This is a genomic window from Streptomyces sp. CB02009 (assembly GCF_001905825.1).
Taxonomy (GTDB): domain Bacteria; phylum Actinomycetota; class Actinomycetes; order Streptomycetales; family Streptomycetaceae; genus Streptomyces.
Genome location: NZ_LIVV01000010.1, coordinates 398940 through 421656, shown reverse-complemented (window position 1 = coordinate 421656; position 22717 = coordinate 398940). Strand labels below are relative to the sequence as shown.

Sequence of the window (22717 nt, the reverse complement as noted above, 5' to 3'; positions counted from 1 at the left end):
CCGCTCGTGGTCCACCAGATCGACCCTTCGTTCGTCGCGCTGCCCCTGCGGGCGCTCGCCGACGCGGCGCTCGCCCGAGCGCGCGCGCTCGGCGCCGAGCACGCGGACTTCCGCCTGGAGCGGGTGCGCAGCGCCTCCTGGCGGCTGCGCGACGCCAAACCGTCCGGCTCCTCCGACACCACGGACCTGGGATACGCGGTGCGGGTGGTGCACGGCGGGGCCTGGGGCTTCGCCTCCGGGGTCGACCTGACCATGGACGGGGCCGCGAAGGTCGCCTCGCAGGCGGTCGCCATGGCGAAGCTGTCCGCCAAGGTGATCGCGGCGGCCGGCTCCGACGAGCGCGTCGAGCTCGCGGCGGAGCCGGTGCACGAGGAGCGCACCTGGATCTCCTCGTACGAGATCGACCCCTTCTCCGTCCCCGGCGAGGAGAAGAGCGCGCTGCTCGCCGACTGGAGCTCCCGGCTGCTGCGGGCGGAGGGCGTGGCGCACGTGGACGCCTCACTGCTCACCGTCCACGAGAACAAGTTCTACGCGGACACCGCCGGCACCGTGACCACCCAGCAGCGGGTGCGGCTGCACCCGCAGCTCACGGCCGTCGCCGTCGACGAGACGACCGGCGAGTTCGACTCGATGCGGACGATCGCGCCGCCGGTCGGGCGGGGCTGGGAGTACCTGACGGGCACCGGCTGGGACTGGGACAAGGAGCTGGACGAGATTCCGGCGCTGCTCGCCGAGAAGATGCGGGCGCCGAGCGTCGAGGCGGGCCGGTACGACCTGGTCGTCGACCCGTCGAACCTCTGGCTGACCATCCACGAGTCGATCGGGCACGCCACCGAGCTGGACCGGGCGCTCGGCTACGAGGCGGCCTACGCGGGCACCTCCTTCGCGACCTTCGACCAGCTGGGCAAGCTGGCGTACGGCTCCTCGATCATGAACGTGACGGGCGACAGGACCGCCGAGCACGGTCTCGCGACCGTCGGGTTCGACGACGAGGGCGTCGAGGCGCAGAGCTGGGACCTGGTGAAGGACGGCACGCTCGTCGGCTACCAGCTGGACCGGCGGATCGCGAAGCTCACCGGCCTCGGCCGGTCGAACGGCTGCGCCTTCGCCGACTCCCCCGCGCACGTGCCGGTGCAGCGGATGGCGAACGTCTCGCTCCAGCCGGATCCGGGCGGTCTGTCGACCGAGGACCTGATCGGGGGTGTGGAGCGCGGCATCTACGTGGTCGGCGACCGGTCCTGGTCGATCGACATGCAGCGCTACAACTTCCAGTTCACCGGGCAGCGCTTCTTCCGCATCGAGAACGGGCGGCTCGCCGGACAGCTGCGGGATGTGGCCTACCAGGCCACGACCACCGACTTCTGGGGCTCGATGGAGCAGGTCGGAGGCCCGCAGACGTACGTGCTCGGCGGCGCCTTCAACTGCGGCAAGGCCCAGCCGGGCCAGGTCGCCGCGGTCTCCCACGGCTGCCCCTCCGCCCTCTTCCGGGGCGTCAACATCCTCAACACGACGCAGGAGGCCGGGCGATGAGCCGCGTCAGCAAGCCGTACGAGATCGTCGAGCGGGCCCTCGAGCTGTCCCGTGCCGACGGGTGTGTCGTCGTCGCCGACGAGGAGTCCTCGGCCAATCTGCGCTGGGCGGGCAACGCGCTCACCACCAACGGCGTCACCCGCGGCCGTACGCTCACCGTCATCGCGACCGTCGACGGCGCCCAGGGCACCGCGTCCGGTGTCGTGTCGCGGTCCGCCGTGACCGTCGACGACCTGGAGCCCCTGGTGCGGGCCGCCGAGGCCGCCGCGCGGGCCGCCGGGCCCGCCGAGGACGCCCAGCCGCTGGTGACCGACGTGCCCGCGTCGCCCGACTTCACGGACGCGCCCGCGGAGACCTCCTCCGCCGTGTTCGCCGACTTCGCGCCGGCGCTCGGCGAGGCCTTCGCCCGCGCCCGGGCCGGCGGCCGTGAGCTCTACGGCTTCGCCAACCACGAGCTGACCTCCACCTATCTGGGGACGTCCACGGGTCTGCGGCTCCGCCACGACCAGCCCAACGGCACCCTGGAGCTGAACGCCAAGTCCCCGGACCGCTCGCGCTCCGCCTGGGCCGGCCGCTCGACGCGGGACTTCAAGGACGTCGACCCGGCCGCGCTCGACGCCGAGCTGGCGACCCGCCTCGGCTGGGCGGAGCGCCGGATCGAGCTGCCCGCCGGGCGGTACGAGACGCTGCTGCCGCCGACGGCCGTGGCCGACCTGCTGATCTACCAGCTGTGGTCCTCCACGGCCCGGGACGCGGTCGAGGGCCGTACGGTCTTCTCCAAGCCCGGTGGCGGCACCCGGCTCGGCGAGACCCTGTCCCCGCTGCCGCTGACCCTGCGCAGCGACCCGAACGAGCCGGGCCTGGAGTCCGCGCCGTTCGTCATCGCGCACTCCTCGGGCGACGACTCCTCCGTCTTCGACAACGGTCTGCCGATCGCGCCGACGGACTGGGTGCGCGACGGGAAGCTGGACCGTCTGATCACCACCCGGCACACGGCGGGGCTCACCGGGCTGCCGGTGGCGCCCGGAGCGGGGAACCTGATCCTGGACGGCGGTGGCGAGCGCTCCCTGGAGGAGATGGTCGCCTCGACGGAGCGCGGTCTGCTCCTCACCTGCCTCTGGTACATCCGCGAGGTCGACCCGGCGACGCTGCTGCTCACCGGACTGACCCGCGACGGCGTCTACCTCGTCGAGAACGGCGAGGTGGTCGGCGAGGTGAACAACTTCCGGTTCAACGAGTCGCCGGTGGACCTGCTGTCGCGGGCCTCCGAGGCGGGCCGTACGGAGAAGACGCTGCCGCGCGAGTGGAGCGACTGGTTCACCCGGGCCGCGATGCCCGCGCTGCGGATCCCCGACTTCAACATGAGCTCGGTCAGCAAGGGGGTCTGACCCACCTAGACTGAGACGACCCTTCCCACCTGCATCACAAGGAGACGGACGACGTGACCGACATCGTCGATGAGCTGAAGTGGCGTGGGCTCTTCGCCCAGTCCACCGATGAGGACGCACTGCGCAAGGCTCTCGCGGACGGTCCCGTCACCTTCTATTGCGGTTTCGACCCGACCGCGGCCAGTCTCCACGTCGGCCACCTGGTCCAGGTCCTCACCGTCCGCCGGCTCCAGCAGGCCGGGCACCGGCCGCTGGCGCTGGTCGGCGGGGCCACCGGGCAGATCGGCGACCCTCGGCCGACGGCCGAGCGCACCCTGAACGACCCCGAGACGGTCGCGAACTGGGTGAACCGGCTGCGGACGCAGATCGAGCCGTTCCTCTCCTTCGAGGGGGAGAACGCCGCGGTCATGGTGAACAACCTGGACTGGACCGCCGGCATGTCGGCGATCGAGTTCCTGCGGGACATCGGCAAGCACTTCCGGGTCAACAAGATGCTGACCAAGGACTCCGTCGCCCGGCGCCTGGAGTCCGAGCAGGGCATCAGCTACACCGAGTTCAGCTACCAGCTGCTGCAGGCCATGGACTTCCTGGAGCTGTACCGCCGCTACGGCTGCACGCTCCAGCAGGGCGGCTCGGACCAGTGGGGCAACCTGGTGGCCGGCCTCGACCTGATCCACCGCCTGGAGCCGGGGGTCGAGGCGCACGCGCTCGCGACCCCGCTCATGGTCAAGGCGGACGGCACCAAGTTCGGCAAGACCGAGAGCGGCGCCGTCTGGCTCGACCCGGAGATGACGACGCCGTACGCGTTCTACCAGTTCTGGCTGAACGTGGACGACCGGGACATCTCGACGTACATGCGGATCCTGTCCTTCAAGTCCCGCGAGGAGCTCGAGGAGCTGGAGCAGCAGACCGCCGAGCGTCCGCAGGCCCGTGCCGCGCAGCGCGCGCTGGCCGAGGAGCTGACCGCTCTGGTGCACGGCGCGGACCAGTGCGCGGCCGTCATCAACGCGTCGAAGGCGCTGTTCGGCCAGGGCGACCTGGCGGAGCTGGACGAGGCGACGCTGGCCGCCGCCCTGTCCGAGCTGCCGCACGCGCGGGTGACGGAGCTGGGTCAGGTCGTCGACCTGTTCACCGAGGTCGGTCTCGCCCCGAGCAAGTCGGGTGCGCGCCGCACGGTGAAGGAGGGCGGGGCGTACGTGAACAACGTGAAGGTCACCGCCGAGGACGCCGAGGTGTCCGCGGACGAGCTCCTGCACGGCCGCTGGCTGGTGCTGCGGCGCGGCAAGAAGAACCTGGCGGCGATCGAGTTCGCCGGCGCGTGATCCCGTAGCGGCATCGCGCGGACACGCCGGGAGGCCCGGTACGGCACGTGAAGTGCCGTACCGGGCCTCCCGTCTCCGGTGGCGCTAGGCGCGCTGTCTGTTGCCCTTGATCGAAGCCCAGAGCATGTCGCCCACCCCGACGACGGCGACGGCGCCGATCAGCTGGAGCAGGTGGCGGGTCCAGTCGATGCCCTTGGTGTCGTTGACACCGATCCAGGTCGCGACGGCGTTGCCGAGCACGCTGCCGAGAATGCCGAACACGGTCGTCAGCCAGAGCGGGATCTGCTGCTTCCCGGGCAGGATCGCCTTCGCGATCAGACCCAGGACGAATCCCACGATGATCGCCCACAACCAACTCATCGTCGCCTCCTTGTACGCATGTGCGCCCAGTCTCGACCCCTCGGCCATACAGCGCATGTCGGACAGCGCCATCCGTGCCCCGGTCTCGTCGGCACCGGAGGGCGGGCGTACGGTGGAGCCAGGTCCGGACCCGGGAGAGTCCGGCGTGACCGGTGGGTGGTGGACGGCGATGTCGAAGCGTGACGGGAGTGAGGTCTTCCGGATCACGGGGGCCCGGCAGGGGCTCGCGGACGACGTCCGGGGGCGGCAGCGGCGCTACATCATCTCGATGACGGTCAGGACCCTGTCGGTGATCGCGGCCGCGGTGCTGTGGAACGTCGAGCGGCACGTGGCGATCGTGGCGCTCGCCCTGGGCATCCTGCTCCCCTATATCGCGGTGGTCATCGCGAACGCGGGACGCGAGACGGCTCCGTCCCTTCCCTCCACCTTCGTACCGGCTCCGGTGCGGCCCGCGCTCGGTGCCGCGGAGGCCTCCGCGGACGGGGACGGGGAGCGACCGTACGGCCGGAACTGATCACGGACAGTGGCCGGAAACCTCAAGAAATGCTCAGATCAATCATGAAGTTCCAGTGCACCGCACCCCATGTGCCGTGACATACTGCCTACGCGCTCCGCATCCCCCGTCGGAGCGACGGACCGGTGCCGGGCAGCTCCCCCCGTGGCTGCTCGGCATCGCCCTTGCTGGACAATGATCAGGTGAGCGAAGAGAAGCCGATCTGTTCCGCCAAGGGCTGCCGCGCCGACGCCGTCTGGGTGCTCGCGTGGAACAACCCCAAGCTGCACACGCCCGAGCGTCGCAAGACCTGGCTCGCGTGCGAGGAGCACCGGGAGAGCCTGTCCCAGTTCCTGGGCGTACGGGGTTTCCTCAAGGACGTCGTGCCGCTGGCCGACTGGGAGTCCGCCGAGTCCTGAGCCGCGGGACGGGCCGCCGGCCCGGGGCCCGGACGGGGTTCGGACCCGTGGCCTGCGCCGCTCAGCCGCCGATCGCCGACATCGGGCGGTCGGGCTGGAGGAACTCCGGGTCGTCGAGGCCGGAGCCGGCCTTCTTGCCCCACATCGCCTTCCGCCAGAGCTCCGCGACCTCCGCGTCGGAGGCGTCCGAGCGGAGCGTGGCCCGCAGGTCGGTCTCCTCGGTGGCGAACAGGCAGGTGCGCACCTGTCCGTCGGCGGTGAGCCGGGTGCGGTCGCAGGCCCGGCAGAACGGGCGGGTGACGGAGGCGATGACGCCGACCGTGTGCGGTCCGCCGTCCACGACCCAGCGCTCGGCGGGGGCCGAGCCCCGCTCGTCGGCGCCTTCGGCGGTCAGCGTGAAGCGGGTGCGCAGGGACTCCAGGATGTCACCGGCGGTGATCATGCCGTCGCGCTTCCAGCCGTGCTGGGCGTCCAGCGGCATCTGCTCGATGAAGCGGAGCTCGTAACCCTCCGCGACCGCCCAGGCGAGCAGGTCGGGGGCCTCGTCGGCGTTGAGTCCGGGCATCAGGACGGCGTTGACCTTGACCGGGGTGAGGCCGGCGTCGCGGGCGGCGGCCATGCCGTCGAGGACGTCCTGGTGGCGGTCGCGCCGGGTGAGGGTCTTGAAGACCTCGGGGCGCAGGGTGTCCAGGGAGACGTTGACCCGGTCGAGACCGGCGGCCTTCAGGGCGGCGGCGGTGCGCTTCAGCCCGATGCCGTTGGTGGTGAGGGACATCCGGGGGCGCGGCTCCAGGGCCGCGCAGCGCTCGACGATGCCGACGAGACCGGGGCGGAGCAGGGGCTCGCCGCCGGTGAAGCGGACCTCGGTGACGCCGAGGTCGGTGACGGCGATGCGGATCAGGCGGACGATCTCGTCGTCGGTGAGCAGGTCCGGCTTCGCCAGCCACTGCAGGCCCTCTTCCGGCATGCAGTACGTGCAGCGGAGATTGCAGCGGTCGGTGAGCGAGACGCGCAGGTCGGTGGCCACCCGGCCGTAGGTGTCGATGAGCACTGTGGGCCCCCCTCCCCGTCGTTGTGGTTGCGTGTGGTTCGAGCCTACGTGAGCACGCGGCCCACGAGCAGGGCAGATTGTCACGAGGACCGGTGCGGCCGCGTCGTAGAACTCTACGACGCGGCCGTCCGGGGATCGCGGACCGTATACGGTCGACTGCGCTCCGGTCAGTGCTTGACCGCTGCGGCCACCCCGACACCGGTGAGGGACTTGACCTCCAGCTCCGCGTACTTGCCGGCGTCCGGCTCCTCCTTGGAGAGGAGCGAGCCGAGCCAGCCGAGGAGGAAGCCCAGCGGGATCGAGACGAGGCCGGGGTTCTCCAGCGGGAACCAGTGGAAGTCCACGCCCTTGAACATCGAGGCCGGGCCGCCGGAGACGACCGGGGAGAAGAGGACGAGGACGACCGAGGAGACCAGTCCGCCGTAGATCGACCAGAGCGCGCCCTGGGTGGTGAACCTCTTCCAGAACAGCGAGTAGAGGATCGTCGGCAGGTTGGCCGAGGCGGCGACCGCGAAGGCCAGGGCGACGAGGCCGGCGACGTTGAGGTCGCGGGCGAGGGCGCCGAGGGCGATCGAGACGATGCCGATGAGGACGGTGGACCAGCGGGCGGCCCGCATCTCCTCCTTCTCGGTGGCCTTCCCGCGCTTGATGACGTTCGCGTAGATGTCGTGCGCGAAGGACGAGGACGAGGCCAGGGTCAGGCCGGCGACTACGGCGAGGATGGTGGCGAAGGCGACGGCGGAGATCACGGCGAGGAGGATCGCGCCGCCGGTGGAGCCGGCGCCGCCGCCGACTTCGAGGGCGGTGAGCGGGGCCGCGGTGTTGCCGGCCTTGTTGGACGCCGTGATGGTGTCGCCGCTGAGCAGGGCGGCGGCGCCGAAGCCGAGGACGATCGTCATCAGGTAGAACCCGCCGATGATGCCGATGGCCCAGTTGACCGACTTCCGGGCGGCCTTGGCGGTCGGCACCGTGTAGAAGCGGATCAGGATGTGCGGCAGGCCGGCGGTGCCGAGGACGAGGGCGATGCCGAGGGAGAGGAAGTCCAGCTTCGAGAGGGCGGTGGCGCCGTACTTGAGGCCGGGCTCCAGGAAGGCGTCGCCCTTGCCGCTGTTGGTGGCGGCGGCGCCGAGCAGCTGCGAGAGGTTGAAGTCGAACTTCAGCAGGATGAGGAAGGTGATGAGGAGCGTGCCCGCGATCAGCAGGACGGCCTTCACCATCTGCACCCAGGTGGTGCCCTTCATGCCGCCGATCGTCACGTAGACGATCATGAGGACGCCGACGAGGGCCACGATCGCGATCTTGCCGCCGTCGCTGGTGATGCCGAGGAGCAGCGAGACGAGCACGCCCGCGCCCGCCATCTGCGCGAGCAGGTAGAAGATCGAGACGACGATGGTGGAGGTGCCGGCGGCGGTGCGGACGGGCCGCTGGCGCATCCGGTAGGCGAGGACGTCGCCCATGGTGAAGCGGCCCGAGTTGCGCAGCGGTTCGGCGACCAGGAGCAGCGCGACGAGCCAGGCGACGAGGAAGCCGATCGAGTACAGGAAGCCGTCGTAGCCGTAGAGGGCGATGGCGCCGCTGATGCCGAGGAAGGAGGCGGCGGACATGTAGTCGCCGGAGATCGCGAGGCCGTTCTGGAAGCCGGTGAACTGGCCGCCGCCGGCGTAGAAGTCGGCGGCGCTGCGGGTCTGGCGGCCGGCCCAGACGGTGATGACCAGGGTCGCGATGACGAAGGCGCCGAAGAGGGCGATGATCAGCGGTCGGTGCTCGCTGGTGGCGTTGCCCGCCGCGAGCAGGACGGGGGTGCTCATGCGTCGCCCTCCATGCGCTTCCTGATGGCGTCGGACTGGGGGTCGAGCCGGTTCGCCGCGTGGCGCGAGTAGAGCCAGGCGATGAGGAAGGTGGTGGCGAACTGGCCGAGGCCGAGGACGAGGGCCACGTTGATGTTGCCGAAGACCTTGGTCCCCATGAAGCCGCCCGCGTAGTTGGAGAGCAGCACGTACAGCAGGTACCAGGCGATGAAGGCCAGGGTGAGCGGGAAGGCGAAGGAGCGGTACGTACGGCGGAGTTCGCCGAACTCCGGGCCCTGCTGCACCTCGACGAACTGCTCCGTCGTGGGCGCTGCGGGGGCGGATGCGGCCTCCGTCCCGTCTCTGGGCGGCGGCGGTGCTTCGGTAGCCACGGAATCTCCTCGTGACGCGGGGACGGACGGCATGGTCAAGGGGGCCTCACCGGGGGTGCGGGATCAGGGGTTCCGAACGGAGCCCCTCCCCTGTCCAACGGCACGGAGCGGACCGGGAAGTGGTTCACCCGGGGGATTTCTTCGGCCAGATCTTCATGAAGTCTTCTCAACTCATTGAAGGGCATGGAAGATCAGCGATAGCTTCACTCGTCATGCACCTGCCTGCGCGTAAACCCGCGCGCGGGCAGTACATACGGATGATGTGGAGAACCCATGGCTCATCTGGGATCGAGGCGCGGCCGAGCTCTCGCTCTGCCTGTTGGTCTCGCGCTCACGGCCTCGCTCGGCTTCCTTCCCTCCGGCGCTGCCTCCGCCGCGGAACTGAGCGACGCACCGGCGGCTGCCACCGTGGCGACGAACGGGCCGAAGCTGTCCTACGTCGTCAACGTCGCGGGGGGTCACTGGACCGCCGCCAAGGTGAAGAAGGCCATTGCCGCCGCGGGCGGCGAGGTGGTCATCTCGTACGACCAGATAGGCGTCATAGTCGTCCACTCGCAGAACCCCGAGTTCGCGAAGACGATCCGCAAGGCCCGCGGTGTGGTGTCGGCCGGTTCGACCCGTACCGCCCCGCTCTCCGTGCAGACCGACAACTCCGTCGGTGGCGGCACGCAGGAGCTGTCCGAGGCCGAGGCCAAGGCCGCCACGGCACGGGCGACGGACGAGCAGGACGCCCTCGAGCCCCTGCAGTGGGACCTTCCGGCGATCAAGGCCGACAAGGCCCACCAGCGGACGCTGGGCAGCAAGCGGGTGACCGTCGGTGTCATCGACACCGGTGTCGATGACACCCACCCGGACCTGGCGCCGAACTTCGACGCCAAGGCCTCCGCCAACTGCGTCTCCGGCAAGCCGGACACCACCGCCGGTTCGTGGCGTCCGAACCCGGGCGAGAGCGACCACGGCACCCACGTCGCCGGTACGATCGCCGCCGCCAAGAACGGCATCGGCATCACCGGTGTCGCCCCGGGCGTGAAGGTCTCCGGCATCAAGGTGTCCACCCCGGACGGCTTCTTCTACACCGAGGCCGTGGTCTGCGGCTTCGTGTGGGCGGCCGAGCACGGCGTCGACGTCACGAACAACAGCTACTACACCGACCCGTGGATGTTCGCCTGCAAGAACGACGAGGACCAGAAGGCCCTCATCGAGGCGGTCACCCGTGCGACCCGCTACGCGGAGCGCAAGGGCACGGTCAACGTCGCCGCGGCCGGCAACTCGAAGTTCGACCTCGCGGCCGACTCGATCGTCGACAACAGCAGCCCGAACGACACCACCCCCGGCGACCGGGTCATCGACCCGAAGGAGTGCCTGGACTACCCGGCGATGCTCCCGGGCGTCGTCACGGTCTCCGCGACCGGCGCCAAGGACCTCAAGGCGTCCTACTCCAACTACGGTCTCGGTGTGATCGACATCGCCGCCCCCGGCGGGGACCGCACCGAGTACCAGACCCCGGACGCCCCGGCGGTCAACGGCCGCATCCTGTCGACCACGGTCAACGGCGGCTACAACTACAAGGCCGGTACGTCGATGGCGGCGCCGCACGCGGCGGGCGTCCTCGCGCTCCTCAAGTCGACGCACCCCTACGCGAGCCCGGCGGCCCTCAAGGCGCTGCTGTACGCGCAGGCCGACGACCGCGCCTGCACCAACCCGTACGACATCGAGGGCGACGGCAAGATCGACGCCGTCTGCGAGGGTCCCAAGAACAAGAACGGCTTCTACGGGGCCGGTCTGATCGACGCGCTGGACGCCGTCCGCCGCTAGTCGGCGGGTGACCGGTGCGTGACTGAGTGAGTGAGCGAGGGCCCTGGTGCGGTGTGCCGCACCAGGGCCCTCCGCACGCCTCGTGGCACTGAGTGCCATAGTGCGGTCCATGGACGACACAGTGCGCACCGGTACGGAGTTGTTGTGGTCGGAGCTCGGCGGTGATCCCGCCCTGGTGGACCGGGTGGAGTACGGCGGGCCGGCGGGGCTGCTGGCCGCGCGGCTGCCCGTGATGGAGCTGGCGCGGGCGGCGGTCGCCGTCGCCGGGCTCGCCGCCGTCGAACGGGCCGGGCTCCCGGGGCCGGTCCGCGTGGACGACGGGGCCGTCGCCACCGCGTTCGTGAGCGAGCGTCATCTGCGGGTCGACGGGCGGGCCCCGGTGAGCTTCGCACCGCTCTCCCGGTTCTGGCGGGCGGCCGACGGCTGGGTCCGTACGCACGCCAACTATCCGCACCACAGGGCGGCGTTGCTGGCCGCGCTCGAGGTGCGGGACGGGACCGTGGAGGCCGTCGCCGCCGCCGTCGGCGCGCGGAACGCCCTCGATGTCGAGTCGGCGGTGTACGCGGCCGGGGGGCTGGCCGTCGCCCTGCGGACGCCCGCGGAGTGGGCGGCGCACGAGCAGGGCCGGTCGGTGGCGGCGCGGCCGCTGCTGACCCGGGAGCGGCTCGACGAGACCCCGCCCCGGCGCCGCGGCGGCCGGCTGCGGGTCCTGGACCTGACCCGGGTGATCGCCGGGCCGGTCGCGACCCGCACGCTCGCGCTGCTCGGCGCGGACGTGCTGCGGATCGACCCGCCGGACAACCCCGAACTGCCGGACCAGCACGCGGACACGGACGTCGGCAAGCGGACCGCCGCGCTCGATCTGGACCGCCCCTCGGACCGGCGTACCTTCGAGGAACTCCTCGACGCGGCCGATGTGCTGGTCGCCGGCTACCGGCCGGGCGCGCTGGACCGCTTCGAGCTGCACCGCCCCGGTCTGGTCACCGCGCGGCTCTCCGCCTGGGGCGACCACGGGCCGTGGGCCGGGCGGCGCGGCTTCGACAGCCTGGTCCAGGTGGCGACCGGGATCGCGGTCACCGAGGGTTCGGCGGAGCAGCCGGGCGCGCTGCCGGCGCAGGCCCTGGACCACGGGAGCGGCTATCTGCTCGCGGCGGCGGTCCTGCGGTCGCTGACCGAGCAGGACCGGGACGGCGGGACGCGGCTCGTCCGGCTGGCCCTCGCCCAGACGGGGCACTGGCTGACCCACGCGCTGCCGCGGTACGAGCCCGAGCGGTACGTCACGGAGTCGGAGGGCCCGCTGGGGCGGCTGCGGCACGCGCTGTCGCCCGTCGCGTACGAGGGCGGCCCGACGGGCTGGTCGCGCCCGCCGGGCCTCCAGGGTGGGGACGAGCCCGTCTGGACTACGGAGTGACGAGCACCTTGAGGGCGGTGCGCTCGTCCATGGCGCGGTAGCCGTCGGGGACGCCGTCGAGGCCGACGGTCAGGTCGAAGACCGGCGACGGGTCGACGGTGCCGTCGAGGACGTCCGGGAGGAGCTCGGGGATGTACGCGCGGACGGGGGCGACGCCGCCGCGCAGCGCGATGTTCCGGTCGAACATGACGGACAGGTCGAGGCCGGTGCCGCTGCCGTGCGGGACGCCGACGTAGCCGATCGAGCCGCCGTCGCGGGCGATGGCGACGGCGGTCCGCATGGACTGCTCGGTGCCGACGGCCTCGATGACGCCGTGGGCGCCCTGGCCGCCGGTCAGCTCGCGGACGGCGGCCTCGGCGGCCTCGCCGCGCTCGGCGACGACGTCGGTGGCGCCGAAGAGGCGGGCGATGTCGGTGCGGGCGGTGTGGCGGCCGAGCGCGATAATCCGCTCGGCGCCGAGGCGCTTGGCGGCGAGGACGCCGCAGAGGCCGACGGCGCCGTCGCCGACGACGGCGACGGTGGAGCCCTTGCGCACCCCGGCGCCCAGGGCGGCGTGGTGGCCGGTGCCCAGGACGTCGGAGAGCGCGAGGAGCGCGGTCAGCAGGCGGTCGTCGGATGCGGCGTCGGCGGGGAGCTTGACGAGGGTGCCGTCGGCGAAGGGGACGCGGACGGCCTCGCCCTGGCCGCCGTCGGAGCCGACCGAGCCCCAGAAGCCGCCGCTCGGGCAGGAGGTCTGGAGGCCCTCGGCGCAGTAGTCGCAGGTGCCGTCGGACCAGACGAACGGGGCGACGACGAGGTCGCCCGCGGTGAAGCCGGTGACGTCGGAGCCCGCCGCCTCGACGATGCCGAGGAACTCGTGGCCGATGCGCTGGCCGGGCTGCCGGGCGGACTCGCCGCGGTAGGCCCAGAGGTCGCTGCCGCAGACGCAGGCGCGCAGGACGCGGACGACGACGTCGGTGGGTTCCTGCACGACCGGGTCGGGCACGTCCTCCACGCGCATGTCGAACGGGGCGTGGATGGTGGTGGCGCGCATGACGGGCGTTCCTTGCTGTCAGACAGTTGTACGACGTTCACCGTACATCGCACGCAGGGTTCCCGCCGTCAGCAGGTACTGCGCCGCGATGTAGGTCAGCATGACCCAGAAGTCGTGCGCGGGCAGCCGGGGCCACTCGGCGATCCCGGTGGCGATCAGGGTGTCGGAGAGCAGGAAGAGCGCGCCGCCCAGTCCCGTGAGGAGGCCGAGGGAGCTCGCGCGGTACGCCATGGCGGTCAGGAGCAGCGAGTAGCAGGCGACCGGGACCCGCAGGTCGGCGGGGAGGTCGGGCCAGAGGAGCAGGACGGTGCCGGCGAGGGCGGCCGCGTAGAGGGCGCCGAGCGCCGGGGACGTGTGCCGCCGTCCGAAGAGGACCAGGTAGCAGACGTGGCCTGCGGCGAAGCAGCCCATGCCGACGAGGAAGGCCCCGTCGGCGTCGGAGAGCAGGAACACGTCGCCGCCCCAGCCGAGGAGCAGCGCGGCGGTCAGCTGCCGGGGGGCGCCCCGGGTGACGGCGTACGCGGCGAGCAGGGGCATCAGGAGCGGCTTGGCGATCTGGTGGCCGGGCTCGGCGCCGGCGAGCAGGGAGACCAGGTCGACGGCGGTCGCGAGCCCGAAGGCGGCGAGCAGCGCGCGGGAGAGCCCGTGGGGGGCGGTCGTCACGCGGCGGCCTCCGGGGCGGCCGCGCCGGGGGCCGGGGAGTCGGCGGGCGCGGAGGCGGGTGTGGAGGCGGGTGTGGAGGTCGGTGCGGACGGGGCCGTGGGCGGGGGCACGGAGGCGGGTGCGAGCGTGGCCGCGGAAGCGGGTGCCGGCTGCCAGCCCGGGCCGCGGAGGACCCGGCCGGCCCGCTCGCGCCAGTCGCGCGCGGTCCTGAGGTCGCGGGCGATGGCGGCGTACTCGTGGGTGGCGACGCGCAGCGGGTTGTAGGTCTCGATGTTCTTGGTGAGGCCGTAGACGGGCCGGTCGGTCTCGCCGACCCAGGAGCCGAACAGCCGGTCCCAGACGATGAGGATGCCGCCGAAGTTGCGGTCCAGGTAGCCGCCCTGGGAGGCGTGGTGGACGCGGTGGTGCGAGGGGGTGTTGAGGACGTACTCGAAGGGCCGGGGCAGCTTGTCGACCCGCTCGGTGTGGATCCAGAACTGGTAGACGAGGCTGACCGAGGAGCAGAAGGCGACGGCGGCCGGGTGGACGCCGAGCGCGATCATCGGCAGGTAGAACGGCCATGAGGTGAAGCCGGTCCAGGGCTGGCGCAGCGCGGTGGAGAGGTTGAACCTGCGGCTGCTGTGGTGCACGACGTGGGACGCCCACAGGATCCGGACGACATGGTGGCCGCGGTGCTGCCAGTAGTAGAAGAAGTCCTGGGCGAGCAGCATCAGCGGGATCGTCCACCACAGGACGGGGACGCGGAGCGGGGTGAGTTCGTGGACCGCCGTGTAGATCGCGACGATCGGGATCTTCCACACGAGGTCGACGAAGAGGCTCCCGAGCCCCATGCCCATGCTGGTGGCCGTGTCCTTGGCCGCGTAGCCGGCGGCGTCCTCGTCGGGACGGAGGCGGTAGCTGACCATCTCCAGGACGGCGAGCAGGACGAACGCCGGTATGGACCAGAGCACGACATCGGGCAGGTTGGGCATGCCGATGACGGTAGAGGCGGGGGTCGGGGCACGGATAGACGTCGTTACCAACAAGTATGCGAGACGAGTTGTCAGCAAGGCTTGGCACCTTCCGACAAGGAGCCCGCGGACGGCTAGACGCCCGTCGCTCCCAGCAACGAGCCCGCGCCGTAGGTGACCGCCATGGCCAGGGCGCCGCCCGCCACGTTGCGGAGGATCGCGCGGCCCGCGGGGGCCTCGCCCAGGCGGGCGCTCCACCAGCCGGTGAGGGTCAGCGCCGCGAGGACGGAGACGACCGTGACCCAGAGGCGGGCCGAGGCCGGCGGGAGGACGATCGCGAGGAGCGGGAGCAGGGCGCCGACGGTGAAGGCGAGGAAGCTCGCGGCCGCGGCGTGCCAGGGGATCGTGAGCCGGTCCGGGTCGATGCCCAGCTCCACGCGCGCGTGGGCGCGCAGCGCGTCGCGCGCGGTGAGCTGCTCGGCGGCCTCGCGGGCCACGTCGTCGGAGAGGCCGCGGGCCGCCAGGAGGCCGGTCAGTTCGGCGAGCTCCGCCTCGGGGTCCTCGCGGAGTTCGCGTTTCTCCTGGGCGAGGGCGGCCTTCTCGGAGTCGCGCTGGGTGGAGACCGAGACGTACTCCCCCGCCGCCATCGACATCGACCCGGCCAGGAGCCCGGCGAGGCCCGCGGTGAGCAGCGCCGCCTGGGACTCGGTGGCGCCGGCGACGCCGACGACGAGGCCCGCGGTGGAGACGACTCCGTCGTTGGCTCCGAGCACGGCCGCCCGGAGCCAGTTGAGACGGGAGCCGAGGCCCCCGCCGTGGTCGTCGTGCGCGGGGGCGTCGGTCGCCTCGGGTGCGTCGGTCACGTCAGGAGCGTCGCACCTGGCGGGTCACCAGACGCGGACCGACCCGCCCGGGGCGAAGGCCGGGCTGGTGGCTCCCGCGGGGACCTCCTTCAGGGGTTCGGCGATCTCCTCGACGCGCGGGCCGTGGACGGCGGCGAGGGGGTCGAGCAGGCGGAGGTCGAAGCCGTAGACGCGGGCCGCGTTGCCGCCGACCATCGCCGCGACCTCGTCCTTCGGCAGTCCCGCGTAGGCGATCCGGAGGCCTTCGCGGGAGTACGGGGTGGTGCCCTCGTCGTGCGGGTAGTCACTGCCCCACATGATCTTGTCGAGGCCGATCCGGTCGCGCAGCGGCACCTCGTGGGGGCGCATGAAGCTCGCGCCGACGAAGCAGTTGTCGCGCCAGACCGCGCTGGGGCCCTTGCCCATGGCCTCGGCGAGGCCCGCGCCGAACTTCGACTCCGCCGTGGAGGCCTTCGTCGCGGCCGACACCAGGCGGCCGTGGTAGTAGTCCAGCATGTCGAGCACGCCCGGGATCCAGCCCGAGCCCTGCTCGGTCAGGACCAGTTTGAGCCCGGGGTGGCGCCGGAAGGCGCCGCCGAAGACCAGGTGCCACAGCGCCCGGTGGGAGAACCAGGTGGTCTCCACCATGAAGACCGCGCGGGCGGCCGGTTCGTCGCCCAGCGGCGGTGACGCGGAGCCGCCGTGGTGGTTGACGGGGACGTCGAGCTCGGCGCAGACCGCCCAGATCGGGTCGTACGCCTCCGAGTACAGCTCGGGCACCGGTGAGCCGGGCGGGACCCCGGGCAGCAGGACGCCCCCGGTGAGGCCCGCCTCGCGGACGCGGCGGATCTCGGCGACCGCCGCGTCGACGTCGTTGAGGAGGATCTGCGCCACGCCGGCCCTGCGCCCCGGCGCGGCCGCGCAGAAGTCGGCCAGCCAGCGGTTGTGCGCCTGGAGTCCGGCCCAGCGCAGCTCGTACTCGGCCGGGCCGGGCGGCTGGGCCATCAGGGAGGCCTTGGGGAAGAACGGTGGGACGGTGTTGGGGAAGACGACCTCGGCGACGATGCCGTCCGCCTCCAGCTCGCGCAGCCTGCGCTCGGAGTTCCAGTTGCGGTCGGCGGTGTCGGCGAGCAGGTCCTCGTACGGGTTGACGTAGTCGGCCGCCCAGGCGTCGAAGGCCTCGTGGTGCCTCTTCTCCAGGTACGGGCGGTAGTCGAGGAGGTCGGCGCCGGCGTGGCAGTCGGCCGAGATGACGGTGTAGCGGTCCATCAGTTCGCCCCCAGGACCGGGAAGTCGTGGTCCGTCAGCCAGTGCCGGCCGACCTCGCGCGAGCGGGCCCAGGAGGCCTCCACGGCGGCCTGGTCGGCGGGCTGGCCGAGGTCGGCGGGGGTGGGGCCGATGCGGCGGGCGATCGGTTCCAGCTTCCCGACGTCGAACCCGAAGACCTCGGCCGCCGCGAGGCCCAGCATCCGGCGGGTCTCCGTCACCGGGATGTCGTGGAAGGTCTTCCGGAGCCACGCGCGCGTGTCCGGCCAGGTTCCCTCCGGGTGCGGGAAGTCCGAGCCCCACAGGATGTTGTCGACGCCGATCTCGTACCGCTGGGCGAGTTCGCGGCGCTTGGTGTTGGTGGCGCAGATGAAGACCTGCCGGTCCAGGTACTCGCTCGGCGGCCGCCGCAGCTCCGCGAACGGGGACAGCTTCTTTCCGCCGTGCGCGCCGAGGTACAGCCGGTCCATGAACCAGAGGAGGTTCGGCAGCCACCAGCAGCCCGACTCGGCGACGCCGAACCGGAGCCCGGGGTGCCGCTCGAAGACGCCCGACCAGAGCAGGAACCACAGCGGTCTGGCCGGCCACCAGGTGACCTCGGAGACGTAGATGCCGAGGTGGTCGCCGTACTCCTCGCGGGGCGCCGCTCCCGAGTGGGTGACCAGCGGCATCCCGGTCTCGGCGGCGGCCGCCCAGACCGGGTCGTAGCGCCGGTCGTGGTACGGCTCCCGGTCCACCCACATGGAGGGGATCATCAGCGCCCCGAGCCCGGACTCCTTGGCGCGGTGGATCTCGGCGACGACCTTCGCGGGCTCGGCCGTGATCGGCAGCAGCGCGACCCCGCAGTGCCGCGCCGCGCTGAGGGCGTTCCCGCCCACGAACTCGGCGAGCCAGCGGTTGTGCGCCTGCGCGCCCGCCATGCCGAGCTCGGGGTCCTGGTCCCCGGAGAGGCCGAGGCCGACGCCGAAGGGCGCGGCGGTCTGGCTGTCGACGGCGTCCGCGTCGGGGAACACGACCTCGGCGGCCACCCCGTCGCCGTCGAGCTCCTTGAGCCGCTGCCCGGCGTCCCAGCCGCCGCGCAGCCCTTCCGCGTTGTCGCTGAACCACTTGTTCGCGAAGGCCTCGTTGCGGACCCCGAGCCGGGTCATGGCCTCCCTGCGTGCCTCGCGTCCGGCGAGGAACTCGTCGAACGCGCGGTGGAAGCGGGAGTCGAGGTAGGGCCGGTACTCCTCGGTGGGCAGCCCGGCGTGGCAGTCGGAGGAGATGATCAGATACGGGTCGTTCGGATCGGCCATCGGGGCCCCCTCAGTCGAGGATGAAGTTCTCCAGGTACGACGGGTTCGAGCGGTCGAGCATCGACCGCGAGCGCGCCGTGATCTGCCGGTCGCTGTGCTCGCTCTCCGGCAGCATCCAGAAGCGGTCGGCGCGGATGCCGTCGACGACGTGTCCGGCGACCTCCTCCACCGGGGTGAAGGCGACCTCGCGCCCGGCCTCCTTCATGGCGGCCTCCCACTGGTCGAGGCTGCGGTACGGGCTCCGGCGCGGGCGCTCCTTGGCGTACCGCTCGGGCCGGTTGCGGTGGGACTCCCAGAGGCCGGTGCGCAGCATGTGCGGGCCGGGGAAGAGCACCGAGGCGCTCACGCGCGCGTGCTCCGCCCTGAGGTGGGCGTAGAGCGACTCGGTCATGGTGACGACGGCCGCCTTGGTGACCGCGTAGACGGAGGCGGTGGGCAGCGGGGCGATGCCGCCGTCGCCGGAGGAGGTGTTGACGACGTGGCCGGGTTCGCCGCCCGCGAGCATCCGGGGGACGAAGGCCTGGATGCCGTGGAAGACGCCCCAGACGTTGACGGAGAAGGCCCACTTCCAGTCGTTGGGCTCGTGCTCCCACATGCGGCCCTCGGCTCCGGAGCCGACGCCGGCGTTGTTGCAGAGCACGTGGACGGCGCCGAAGGTGTCGTACGCGGATTCCGCGAACGACCGCACCTCGTCGGGGTCCGAGACGTCGACCGTGCGGGCGAGGACCTGCGCGCCGCCTTCCATCAGCTCGTCGGCGGCCTCGGCGAGCGCCCCCTCCTCGACGTCGCCGAGGACGACGGCCAGGCCCTCGGCGGCGAAGCGGCGGGCCATCGCGCGCCCGATGCCGCTCGCCGCGCCGGTGACGACGGCGACCTGTCCCGCGCGCAGCTCCATCAGACGCTCCCCTCGGGCGGGCCGTCGAGGATCTGCTGCGGGTCGTCGTACCGCTGGTGGATGTACGGCAGGAGGGCCCGCGCGGAGACGCGCTCGGCGACCGTGCCCTTCTGGTCGGTGGTCTTCTCGCCGATGGTGATCTCGACGAGCCGGCGGACGGGGAGGTCGGCGACCGGGTCGTACATGGACTCGCGCAGCACCACGTCGCCGGTGACGCGCTCCAGCCTGCGCACCTTCTCGTTGCGGACGCAGTGGACGAGGACGGGGTCGGCGTCGAAGCCGGTGCCGTCCACGCCCGGCAGGAACTTGAAGTAGAAGTCGGTCTTCTCGACCGGTTCCGGCAGGGGCAGCGGTCCGGAGACCGCGCCGCGCACCTCGACGAAGGCGATGCCGTGCCGGCCGAGCGAGGCGCGGACGACGAGTCCGTCGCGCTCGACGACGACCTCGCCGAGCTTCTTGGGTTCGCCGAAGACCTCGCGGCCGCCGACGAGGGCGCGTTCGTGGGTCATCGGCATCACCAGCGGGTACCAGCCCTCGCGGTCGCCGTGGGCGGCGGCGACCGCCACCGAGCCGGCGCCGAGGGGGTAGCCGGGCAGGTCGACCTGGGAGATGTTGGCCCGGACGAGGGGCCGTTCGGTGGGTTTCAGCGGGGGCGGCAGGACGGCCGCCACCACGTCCGGATCGGTCTCCCAGACGGCGACCACTCCGGTGGACCAGATGTCGGGGAGCTTCGCGCTCCTGGTGCGGGCCGCCGTGATCTCGGCGTCCGTGCGCGCCCCGTACCGTACTCGTGCCATGACGTACCACCCTTCAGCGGGTCGGGTCTGTAACAGAGTTACACCGGCGGCGATGAAGGGTAAAGACCCGTGCACGCAAGAGAGTTGGGGGACCGGATGGCACGCGCCGCACTCACCCGCGAGGAAGTCCTGGAGACCGCGGCCGCCCTGGTGCGACTGCACGGCCCGGACGCCCTCACCATGCGCAGGCTCGCGGCCGAGCTCGGCACCGCGGTCACCTCGATCTACTGGCACGTCGGCAACCGCGAGTCGCTGCTCGACGCGCTGGTCGAGCGGACGGTCGCCGACCTCGACACGATCCGCCCGCGCGGCGCGACCCCCGCCGAGCGCCTGGTCTCGGTCGCCCGCGCGCTGCGCCGCGCCCTGCGCGAGCGCCCCCACCTGGTCGCGATGGTCCACGAACGGGGCCTGACGGAACGCATGTTCCTGCCGGCCCAGCGCGCCCTGGTTCACGAGGCGCACGCCGCGGGACTGCGCGGGGCGCACGCGGCGCGGGCCGTCCGCGCCGTGCAGTTCCAGGTCGTCGGCTACGTCCTGGTGGAGCGCAACCGGGAGCGGGCCCCGGCCCAGTCGCCGGCCGAGGAGGAGCTGTGGAGCGGCGAGGACGCCGAGTCCGACGGCCTCCTGGCCCGTGCGCTCGCCGCGCCGATCGACACCGAGCGCCTGTTCGTCGACTCGGTGCGGGCCCTGGTGGACGGGCTCCTCGCCGGGCCGGCCGGGGCCGCCGGGGAGACCGAGGACGGAGTTGTCGGCCGCGGGCCGTATTCTCTGTGACCGTGCTTGACGACCGTACGACAGCAGCGACGTGGCCGGCCGCCTACCCGCAGGGGTACGCGGTCGTCGACGTGGAGACCACCGGACTCGCCCGCGACGACCGGATAGTGTCGGCTGCCGTCTACCGGCTGGACGCCCAGGGGAACGTCGAGGACCACTGGTACACGCTCGTCAACCCCGAGCGTGATCCGGGGCCCGTCTGGATCCACGGGCTCACCACCGACGTCCTGGAGGGGGCTCCGCTCTTCCCGGAGATCGCGGCGGAGTTCGCGGCCCGGCTGGACGGGCGGGTGCTCGTCGCGCACAACGCGATGTTCGACTGGCAGATGATCGCCCGGGAGTACGCGCGCGCGGAGTCCGCCGCGCCGGTGCGGCAGCGGCTGTGCACGATCGCCCTCGCCAAGGAGCTGTCGCTGCCCCTGCCGAACCACAAGCTGGAGTCGCTCGCCGCGCACTTCGGCGTGGTGCAGCAGCGCGCGCACGACGCCCTGGACGACGCGCGGGTGCTCGCCGAGGCGTTCCGGCCGAGCCTGCACGCGGCGGCCGAGCGCAACGTGCGGCTGCCGCTGCTCGAGTGCCGGCCGCTGACGGAGTGGGCCGCGTCGCCCGCGCAGCCGAGGATCGGCCACCAGGCCGGGTACGCCTCCTCGTACCGGGCGGGCAGCTGGCGTCCCTCGCGGAAGCGGCCGCCGTGCCCGTACCCCAACCCGGGACGGTACGAGAAGGACAAACCGCTCAAGCAGGGCATGCGGGTGGCGTTCTCCGGGGACACCTCCGTCGACCGCGAGCTCCTGGAGGACCGGACGGTCGAGGCCGGGCTCCATGTGGCGGGGAGCGTCTCCCGGCTCACCAGCCTCCTCGTCACCAACGACCCGGACTCCGCCACCTCCAAGACGGTCAAGGCCGCGTCCTTCGGCACGCCGATCGTCGACGAGGCGGCGTACACCCAGCTGCTGCGGGACGTGGCCCCGGCAGACGGGTGACACCCCCGGCCCGGCGGGCGTGCCGAGCTGCGCCCGCCCTCCGGGAGCCCCACCCTGTGGCGCATGGCACGTTGTGAGGTCTGCGGAAACGATTACGGCATGTCCTTCGAGGTACACGCGCAGGGCGCGGTCCATGTCTTCGACTGCTTCGCCTGCGCCATCCACCGCATGGCGCCCATCTGCGAGCACTGCCGGGTCCAGATCATCGGGCAGGGCGTCGAGGTCGACGGCAGCTGGTACTGCGGCGGCCACTGCGCCCGCGCGGAGGGAAAGGTGGGCATCGTCGACAGGGTGTGAGGCGGGCGGGGCCGCGGACGGCAGGGGCCGGGGAGACGATCCCGGGCCCGCCCCCCGTGCGTACACCCCGTCGACCGAGTTGTACGGTCATGGGGTGTACCGCTTCTTGTTGTCCCGGCAGTGGGTGATCCTCACCCTCATCGCCCTCGTCCTCGTCCCCACGATGATCGAGCTGGGCTTCTGGCAGTTCCACCGGCACGAGCGCCGGGTCGCCCAGAACGCCCTCATCGCGGACAGCATCGCGGCGAAGCCGGTCCCGGTCGAGGAGCTCACCTCCCCCGGCCACACGGTCCCGCGCTCCGACTACTGGCGGCCCGTCACCGCCACCGGCACCTTCGACACCGCCCACGAGGTGGTCGTCCGCCGCCGCACCTCCTCCGACGAGCGGGTCGGCGTGCACATCCTGAGCCCGCTGGTCCTCAGGGACGGCCGGATCGTCCTGGTCAACCGCGGCTGGGTCCCGGCCGCCGCCGACCAGCACTCCTACCCGCCGGTGCCGCCCGCCCCCAAGGGCGAGGTGACGATCACCGGCCGGCTCAAGGCCGACGAGACGACCGGCGCCAGCGGCATCAAGGACCTGAAGGGCCTGCCGGACCGCCAGGTCATGCTCATCAACAGCGCGCAGCAGGCGGAACTCATCGGCCGCGAGGTGCTCGGCGGCTACCTGGAGCAGACCGGGCCCGAGCCCGCCGGGGACACCCCCGAACTGATCCCCGAGCCCGACCACGCGTCGATCGGCGCCCACATGGCGTACGCCGTCCAGTGGTGGCTCTTCGCGGCCGGGGTACCCGTCGGCTGGGTGATCCTGGTCCGCCGCGAGAAGCACGACCGGCAGGCCGCCGCCGCCTCCGGGACCACGGGGAACGACGCCCCGGGAACCCCGGAACGGGACGCCGAAACGGTCCAGGCCACGCCGTCCCTCTGATTGACAGGCGCCTCTTCCGGGAACAGCCC

General features: G+C 72.2%; 23 protein-coding genes. 11 read left to right on the top strand and 12 right to left on the bottom strand.

Annotation, left to right across the window (positions count from 1 at the left end; genetic code table 11):
- The first annotated feature begins 6 nt into the window (after positions 1-6).
- The 3 genes from AMK27_RS34605 to tyrS are packed head-to-tail and all read left to right on the top strand — an operon-like array spanning position 7 to position 4240.
- On the top strand, positions 7-1530 hold the full coding sequence (locus AMK27_RS34605; RefSeq protein ID WP_073917324.1) for a TldD/PmbA family protein: 1524 nt from the start codon (positions 7-9) through the stop codon (positions 1528-1530).
- Positions 1527-2918 carry a metallopeptidase TldD-related protein gene (locus AMK27_RS34600; protein WP_073917322.1) on the top strand — a complete coding sequence of 464 codons (1392 nt, stop codon included), beginning with the start codon at positions 1527-1529 and terminating at the stop codon, positions 2916-2918. Before AMK27_RS34605 ends, AMK27_RS34600 begins: the two co-directional genes overlap by 4 nt.
- Before the next feature lie 53 nt (positions 2919-2971).
- Positions 2972-4240 (top strand): tyrosine--tRNA ligase, encoded by a 1269-nt coding sequence (gene tyrS / locus AMK27_RS34595; protein WP_073917321.1) that lies wholly within the window; start codon positions 2972-2974, stop codon positions 4238-4240.
- Between the two features lie 84 nt (positions 4241-4324).
- Here tyrS and AMK27_RS34590 read toward each other — a convergent pair whose 3' ends face one another.
- A complete protein-coding gene (locus AMK27_RS34590; protein WP_073917319.1) occupies positions 4325-4600 on the bottom strand; it encodes a GlsB/YeaQ/YmgE family stress response membrane protein in 276 nt (91 codons plus the stop codon).
- Positions 4601-4769: 169 nt separating this feature from the next.
- Here AMK27_RS34590 and AMK27_RS34585 point away from each other — a divergent pair, with 169 nt between their 5' ends.
- Together AMK27_RS34585 and AMK27_RS34580 are read left to right on the top strand one after the other, a co-directional pair.
- Positions 4770-5114: a DUF3099 domain-containing protein gene (locus AMK27_RS34585; RefSeq protein WP_073917318.1), complete on the top strand. Its 345-nt coding sequence runs from the start codon at positions 4770-4772 to the stop codon at positions 5112-5114.
- A gap of 182 nt (positions 5115-5296) precedes the next feature.
- The gene (locus AMK27_RS34580) at positions 5297-5512 is read left to right on the top strand and encodes a hypothetical protein (protein WP_073917316.1); all 216 of its coding nucleotides are present in this window, start codon (positions 5297-5299) and stop codon (positions 5510-5512) included.
- A 61-nt stretch (positions 5513-5573) separates the two neighbouring features.
- On the opposite strand, the gene moaA is transcribed toward AMK27_RS34580, so the two are convergent.
- From moaA to AMK27_RS34565, 3 genes are all read right to left on the bottom strand, one after another.
- On the bottom strand, positions 5574-6563 hold the full coding sequence (gene moaA / locus AMK27_RS34575) for a GTP 3',8-cyclase MoaA (RefSeq protein ID WP_107425733.1): 990 nt from the start codon (positions 6561-6563) through the stop codon (positions 5574-5576).
- A 167-nt stretch (positions 6564-6730) separates the two neighbouring features.
- A complete protein-coding gene (locus tag AMK27_RS34570) occupies positions 6731-8371 on the bottom strand; it encodes a solute symporter family protein (RefSeq protein WP_073917315.1) in 1641 nt (546 codons plus the stop codon).
- On the bottom strand, positions 8368-8742 hold the full coding sequence (locus AMK27_RS34565; RefSeq protein ID WP_073917313.1) for a DUF485 domain-containing protein: 375 nt from the start codon (positions 8740-8742) through the stop codon (positions 8368-8370). Before AMK27_RS34565 ends, AMK27_RS34570 begins: the two co-directional genes overlap by 4 nt.
- Before the next feature lie 273 nt (positions 8743-9015).
- On the opposite strand from AMK27_RS34565, the gene AMK27_RS34560 reads away from it, so the two are divergent.
- A complete protein-coding gene (locus AMK27_RS34560; RefSeq protein WP_073917312.1) occupies positions 9016-10557 on the top strand; it encodes a S8 family peptidase in 1542 nt (513 codons plus the stop codon).
- 109 nt (positions 10558-10666) lie between these two features.
- Entirely contained in the window at positions 10667-11968 is a 1302-nt protein-coding gene (locus AMK27_RS34555) for a CoA transferase (RefSeq protein ID WP_073917310.1), read from the top strand.
- Here the strand turns inward: AMK27_RS34555 and AMK27_RS34550 are convergent.
- The 8 genes from AMK27_RS34550 to AMK27_RS34515 all read right to left on the bottom strand — a co-directional run bounded on the left by AMK27_RS34550 (position 11958) and on the right by AMK27_RS34515 (position 19709).
- Positions 11958-13001, bottom strand: a complete 1044-nt coding sequence (locus AMK27_RS34550; RefSeq protein WP_073917309.1) for a zinc-dependent alcohol dehydrogenase family protein — start codon at positions 12999-13001, stop codon at positions 11958-11960. The two genes, AMK27_RS34555 and AMK27_RS34550, sit on opposite strands and share 11 nt — an antisense overlap.
- A gap of 18 nt (positions 13002-13019) precedes the next feature.
- Positions 13020-13664 carry a lysoplasmalogenase gene (locus AMK27_RS34545; RefSeq protein WP_073917307.1) on the bottom strand — a complete coding sequence of 215 codons (645 nt, stop codon included), beginning with the start codon at positions 13662-13664 and terminating at the stop codon, positions 13020-13022.
- Complete coding sequence (locus AMK27_RS34540; RefSeq protein ID WP_073917306.1) at positions 13661-14635, bottom strand: sterol desaturase family protein; 975 nt, start codon at positions 14633-14635, stop codon at positions 13661-13663. The genes AMK27_RS34545 and AMK27_RS34540 overlap by 4 nt, the downstream gene beginning before the upstream one ends.
- 113 nt (positions 14636-14748) lie before the next feature.
- On the bottom strand, positions 14749-15477 hold the full coding sequence (locus AMK27_RS34535; protein ID WP_073917304.1) for a VIT1/CCC1 transporter family protein: 729 nt from the start codon (positions 15475-15477) through the stop codon (positions 14749-14751).
- Between the two features lie 24 nt (positions 15478-15501).
- Entirely contained in the window at positions 15502-16725 is a 1224-nt protein-coding gene (locus tag AMK27_RS34530; protein ID WP_073917302.1) for an amidohydrolase family protein, read from the bottom strand.
- Entirely contained in the window at positions 16725-18017 is a 1293-nt protein-coding gene (locus AMK27_RS34525; RefSeq protein WP_073917300.1) for an amidohydrolase family protein, read from the bottom strand. The genes AMK27_RS34530 and AMK27_RS34525 overlap by 1 nt, the downstream gene beginning before the upstream one ends.
- Positions 18018-18027: 10 nt before the next feature.
- Positions 18028-18912 (bottom strand): SDR family NAD(P)-dependent oxidoreductase, encoded by an 885-nt coding sequence (locus AMK27_RS34520; protein ID WP_073917299.1) that lies wholly within the window; start codon positions 18910-18912, stop codon positions 18028-18030.
- A complete protein-coding gene (locus tag AMK27_RS34515) occupies positions 18912-19709 on the bottom strand; it encodes an acetoacetate decarboxylase family protein (RefSeq protein WP_073917297.1) in 798 nt (265 codons plus the stop codon). Before AMK27_RS34515 ends, AMK27_RS34520 begins: the two co-directional genes overlap by 1 nt.
- Positions 19710-19805: 96 nt before the next feature.
- Here AMK27_RS34515 and AMK27_RS34510 point away from each other — a divergent pair, with 96 nt between their 5' ends.
- The 4 genes from AMK27_RS34510 to AMK27_RS34495 all read left to right on the top strand — a co-directional run bounded on the left by AMK27_RS34510 (position 19806) and on the right by AMK27_RS34495 (position 22688).
- Entirely contained in the window at positions 19806-20483 is a 678-nt protein-coding gene (locus AMK27_RS34510) for a TetR/AcrR family transcriptional regulator (protein ID WP_073917295.1), read from the top strand.
- Positions 20480-21466: a DEDDh family exonuclease gene (locus AMK27_RS34505; protein WP_073917294.1), complete on the top strand. Its 987-nt coding sequence runs from the start codon at positions 20480-20482 to the stop codon at positions 21464-21466. Before AMK27_RS34510 ends, AMK27_RS34505 begins: the two co-directional genes overlap by 4 nt.
- A gap of 63 nt (positions 21467-21529) precedes the next feature.
- A complete protein-coding gene (locus AMK27_RS34500) occupies positions 21530-21763 on the top strand; it encodes a hypothetical protein (RefSeq protein WP_073806545.1) in 234 nt (77 codons plus the stop codon).
- 94 nt (positions 21764-21857) lie between these two features.
- A complete protein-coding gene (locus tag AMK27_RS34495) occupies positions 21858-22688 on the top strand; it encodes an SURF1 family cytochrome oxidase biogenesis protein (protein ID WP_073917292.1) in 831 nt (276 codons plus the stop codon).
- The last annotated feature ends 29 nt before the right edge of the window (positions 22689-22717 follow it).

Bases quoted from the DNA above. Each gene is read 5' to 3' on its own strand.
- AMK27_RS34515 (WP_073917297.1), bottom strand. From the start codon at position 19,709: ATGGCACGAGTACGGTACGGGGCGCGCACGGACGCCGAGATCACGGCG.
- AMK27_RS34570 (WP_073917315.1), bottom strand. From the start codon at position 8,371: ATGAGCACCCCCGTCCTGCTCGCGGCGGGCAACGCCACCAGCGAGCAC.
- AMK27_RS34540 (WP_073917306.1), bottom strand. From the start codon at position 14,635: ATGCCCAACCTGCCCGATGTCGTGCTCTGGTCCATACCGGCGTTCGTC.
- AMK27_RS34530 (WP_073917302.1), bottom strand. From the start codon at position 16,725: ATGGACCGCTACACCGTCATCTCGGCCGACTGCCACGCCGGCGCCGAC.
- AMK27_RS34590 (WP_073917319.1), bottom strand. From the start codon at position 4,600: ATGAGTTGGTTGTGGGCGATCATCGTGGGATTCGTCCTGGGTCTGATC.
- AMK27_RS34600 (WP_073917322.1), top strand. From the start codon at position 1,527: ATGAGCCGCGTCAGCAAGCCGTACGAGATCGTCGAGCGGGCCCTCGAG.
- AMK27_RS34560 (WP_073917312.1), top strand. From the start codon at position 9,016: ATGGCTCATCTGGGATCGAGGCGCGGCCGAGCTCTCGCTCTGCCTGTT.
- AMK27_RS34520 (WP_073917299.1), bottom strand. From the start codon at position 18,912: ATGGAGCTGCGCGCGGGACAGGTCGCCGTCGTCACCGGCGCGGCGAGC.
- AMK27_RS34500 (WP_073806545.1), top strand. From the start codon at position 21,530: ATGGCACGTTGTGAGGTCTGCGGAAACGATTACGGCATGTCCTTCGAG.
- AMK27_RS34555 (WP_073917310.1), top strand. From the start codon at position 10,667: ATGGACGACACAGTGCGCACCGGTACGGAGTTGTTGTGGTCGGAGCTC.
- AMK27_RS34585 (WP_073917318.1), top strand. From the start codon at position 4,770: ATGTCGAAGCGTGACGGGAGTGAGGTCTTCCGGATCACGGGGGCCCGG.
- AMK27_RS34510 (WP_073917295.1), top strand. From the start codon at position 19,806: ATGGCACGCGCCGCACTCACCCGCGAGGAAGTCCTGGAGACCGCGGCC.
- AMK27_RS34550 (WP_073917309.1), bottom strand. From the start codon at position 13,001: ATGCGCGCCACCACCATCCACGCCCCGTTCGACATGCGCGTGGAGGAC.
- AMK27_RS34525 (WP_073917300.1), bottom strand. From the start codon at position 18,017: ATGGCCGATCCGAACGACCCGTATCTGATCATCTCCTCCGACTGCCAC.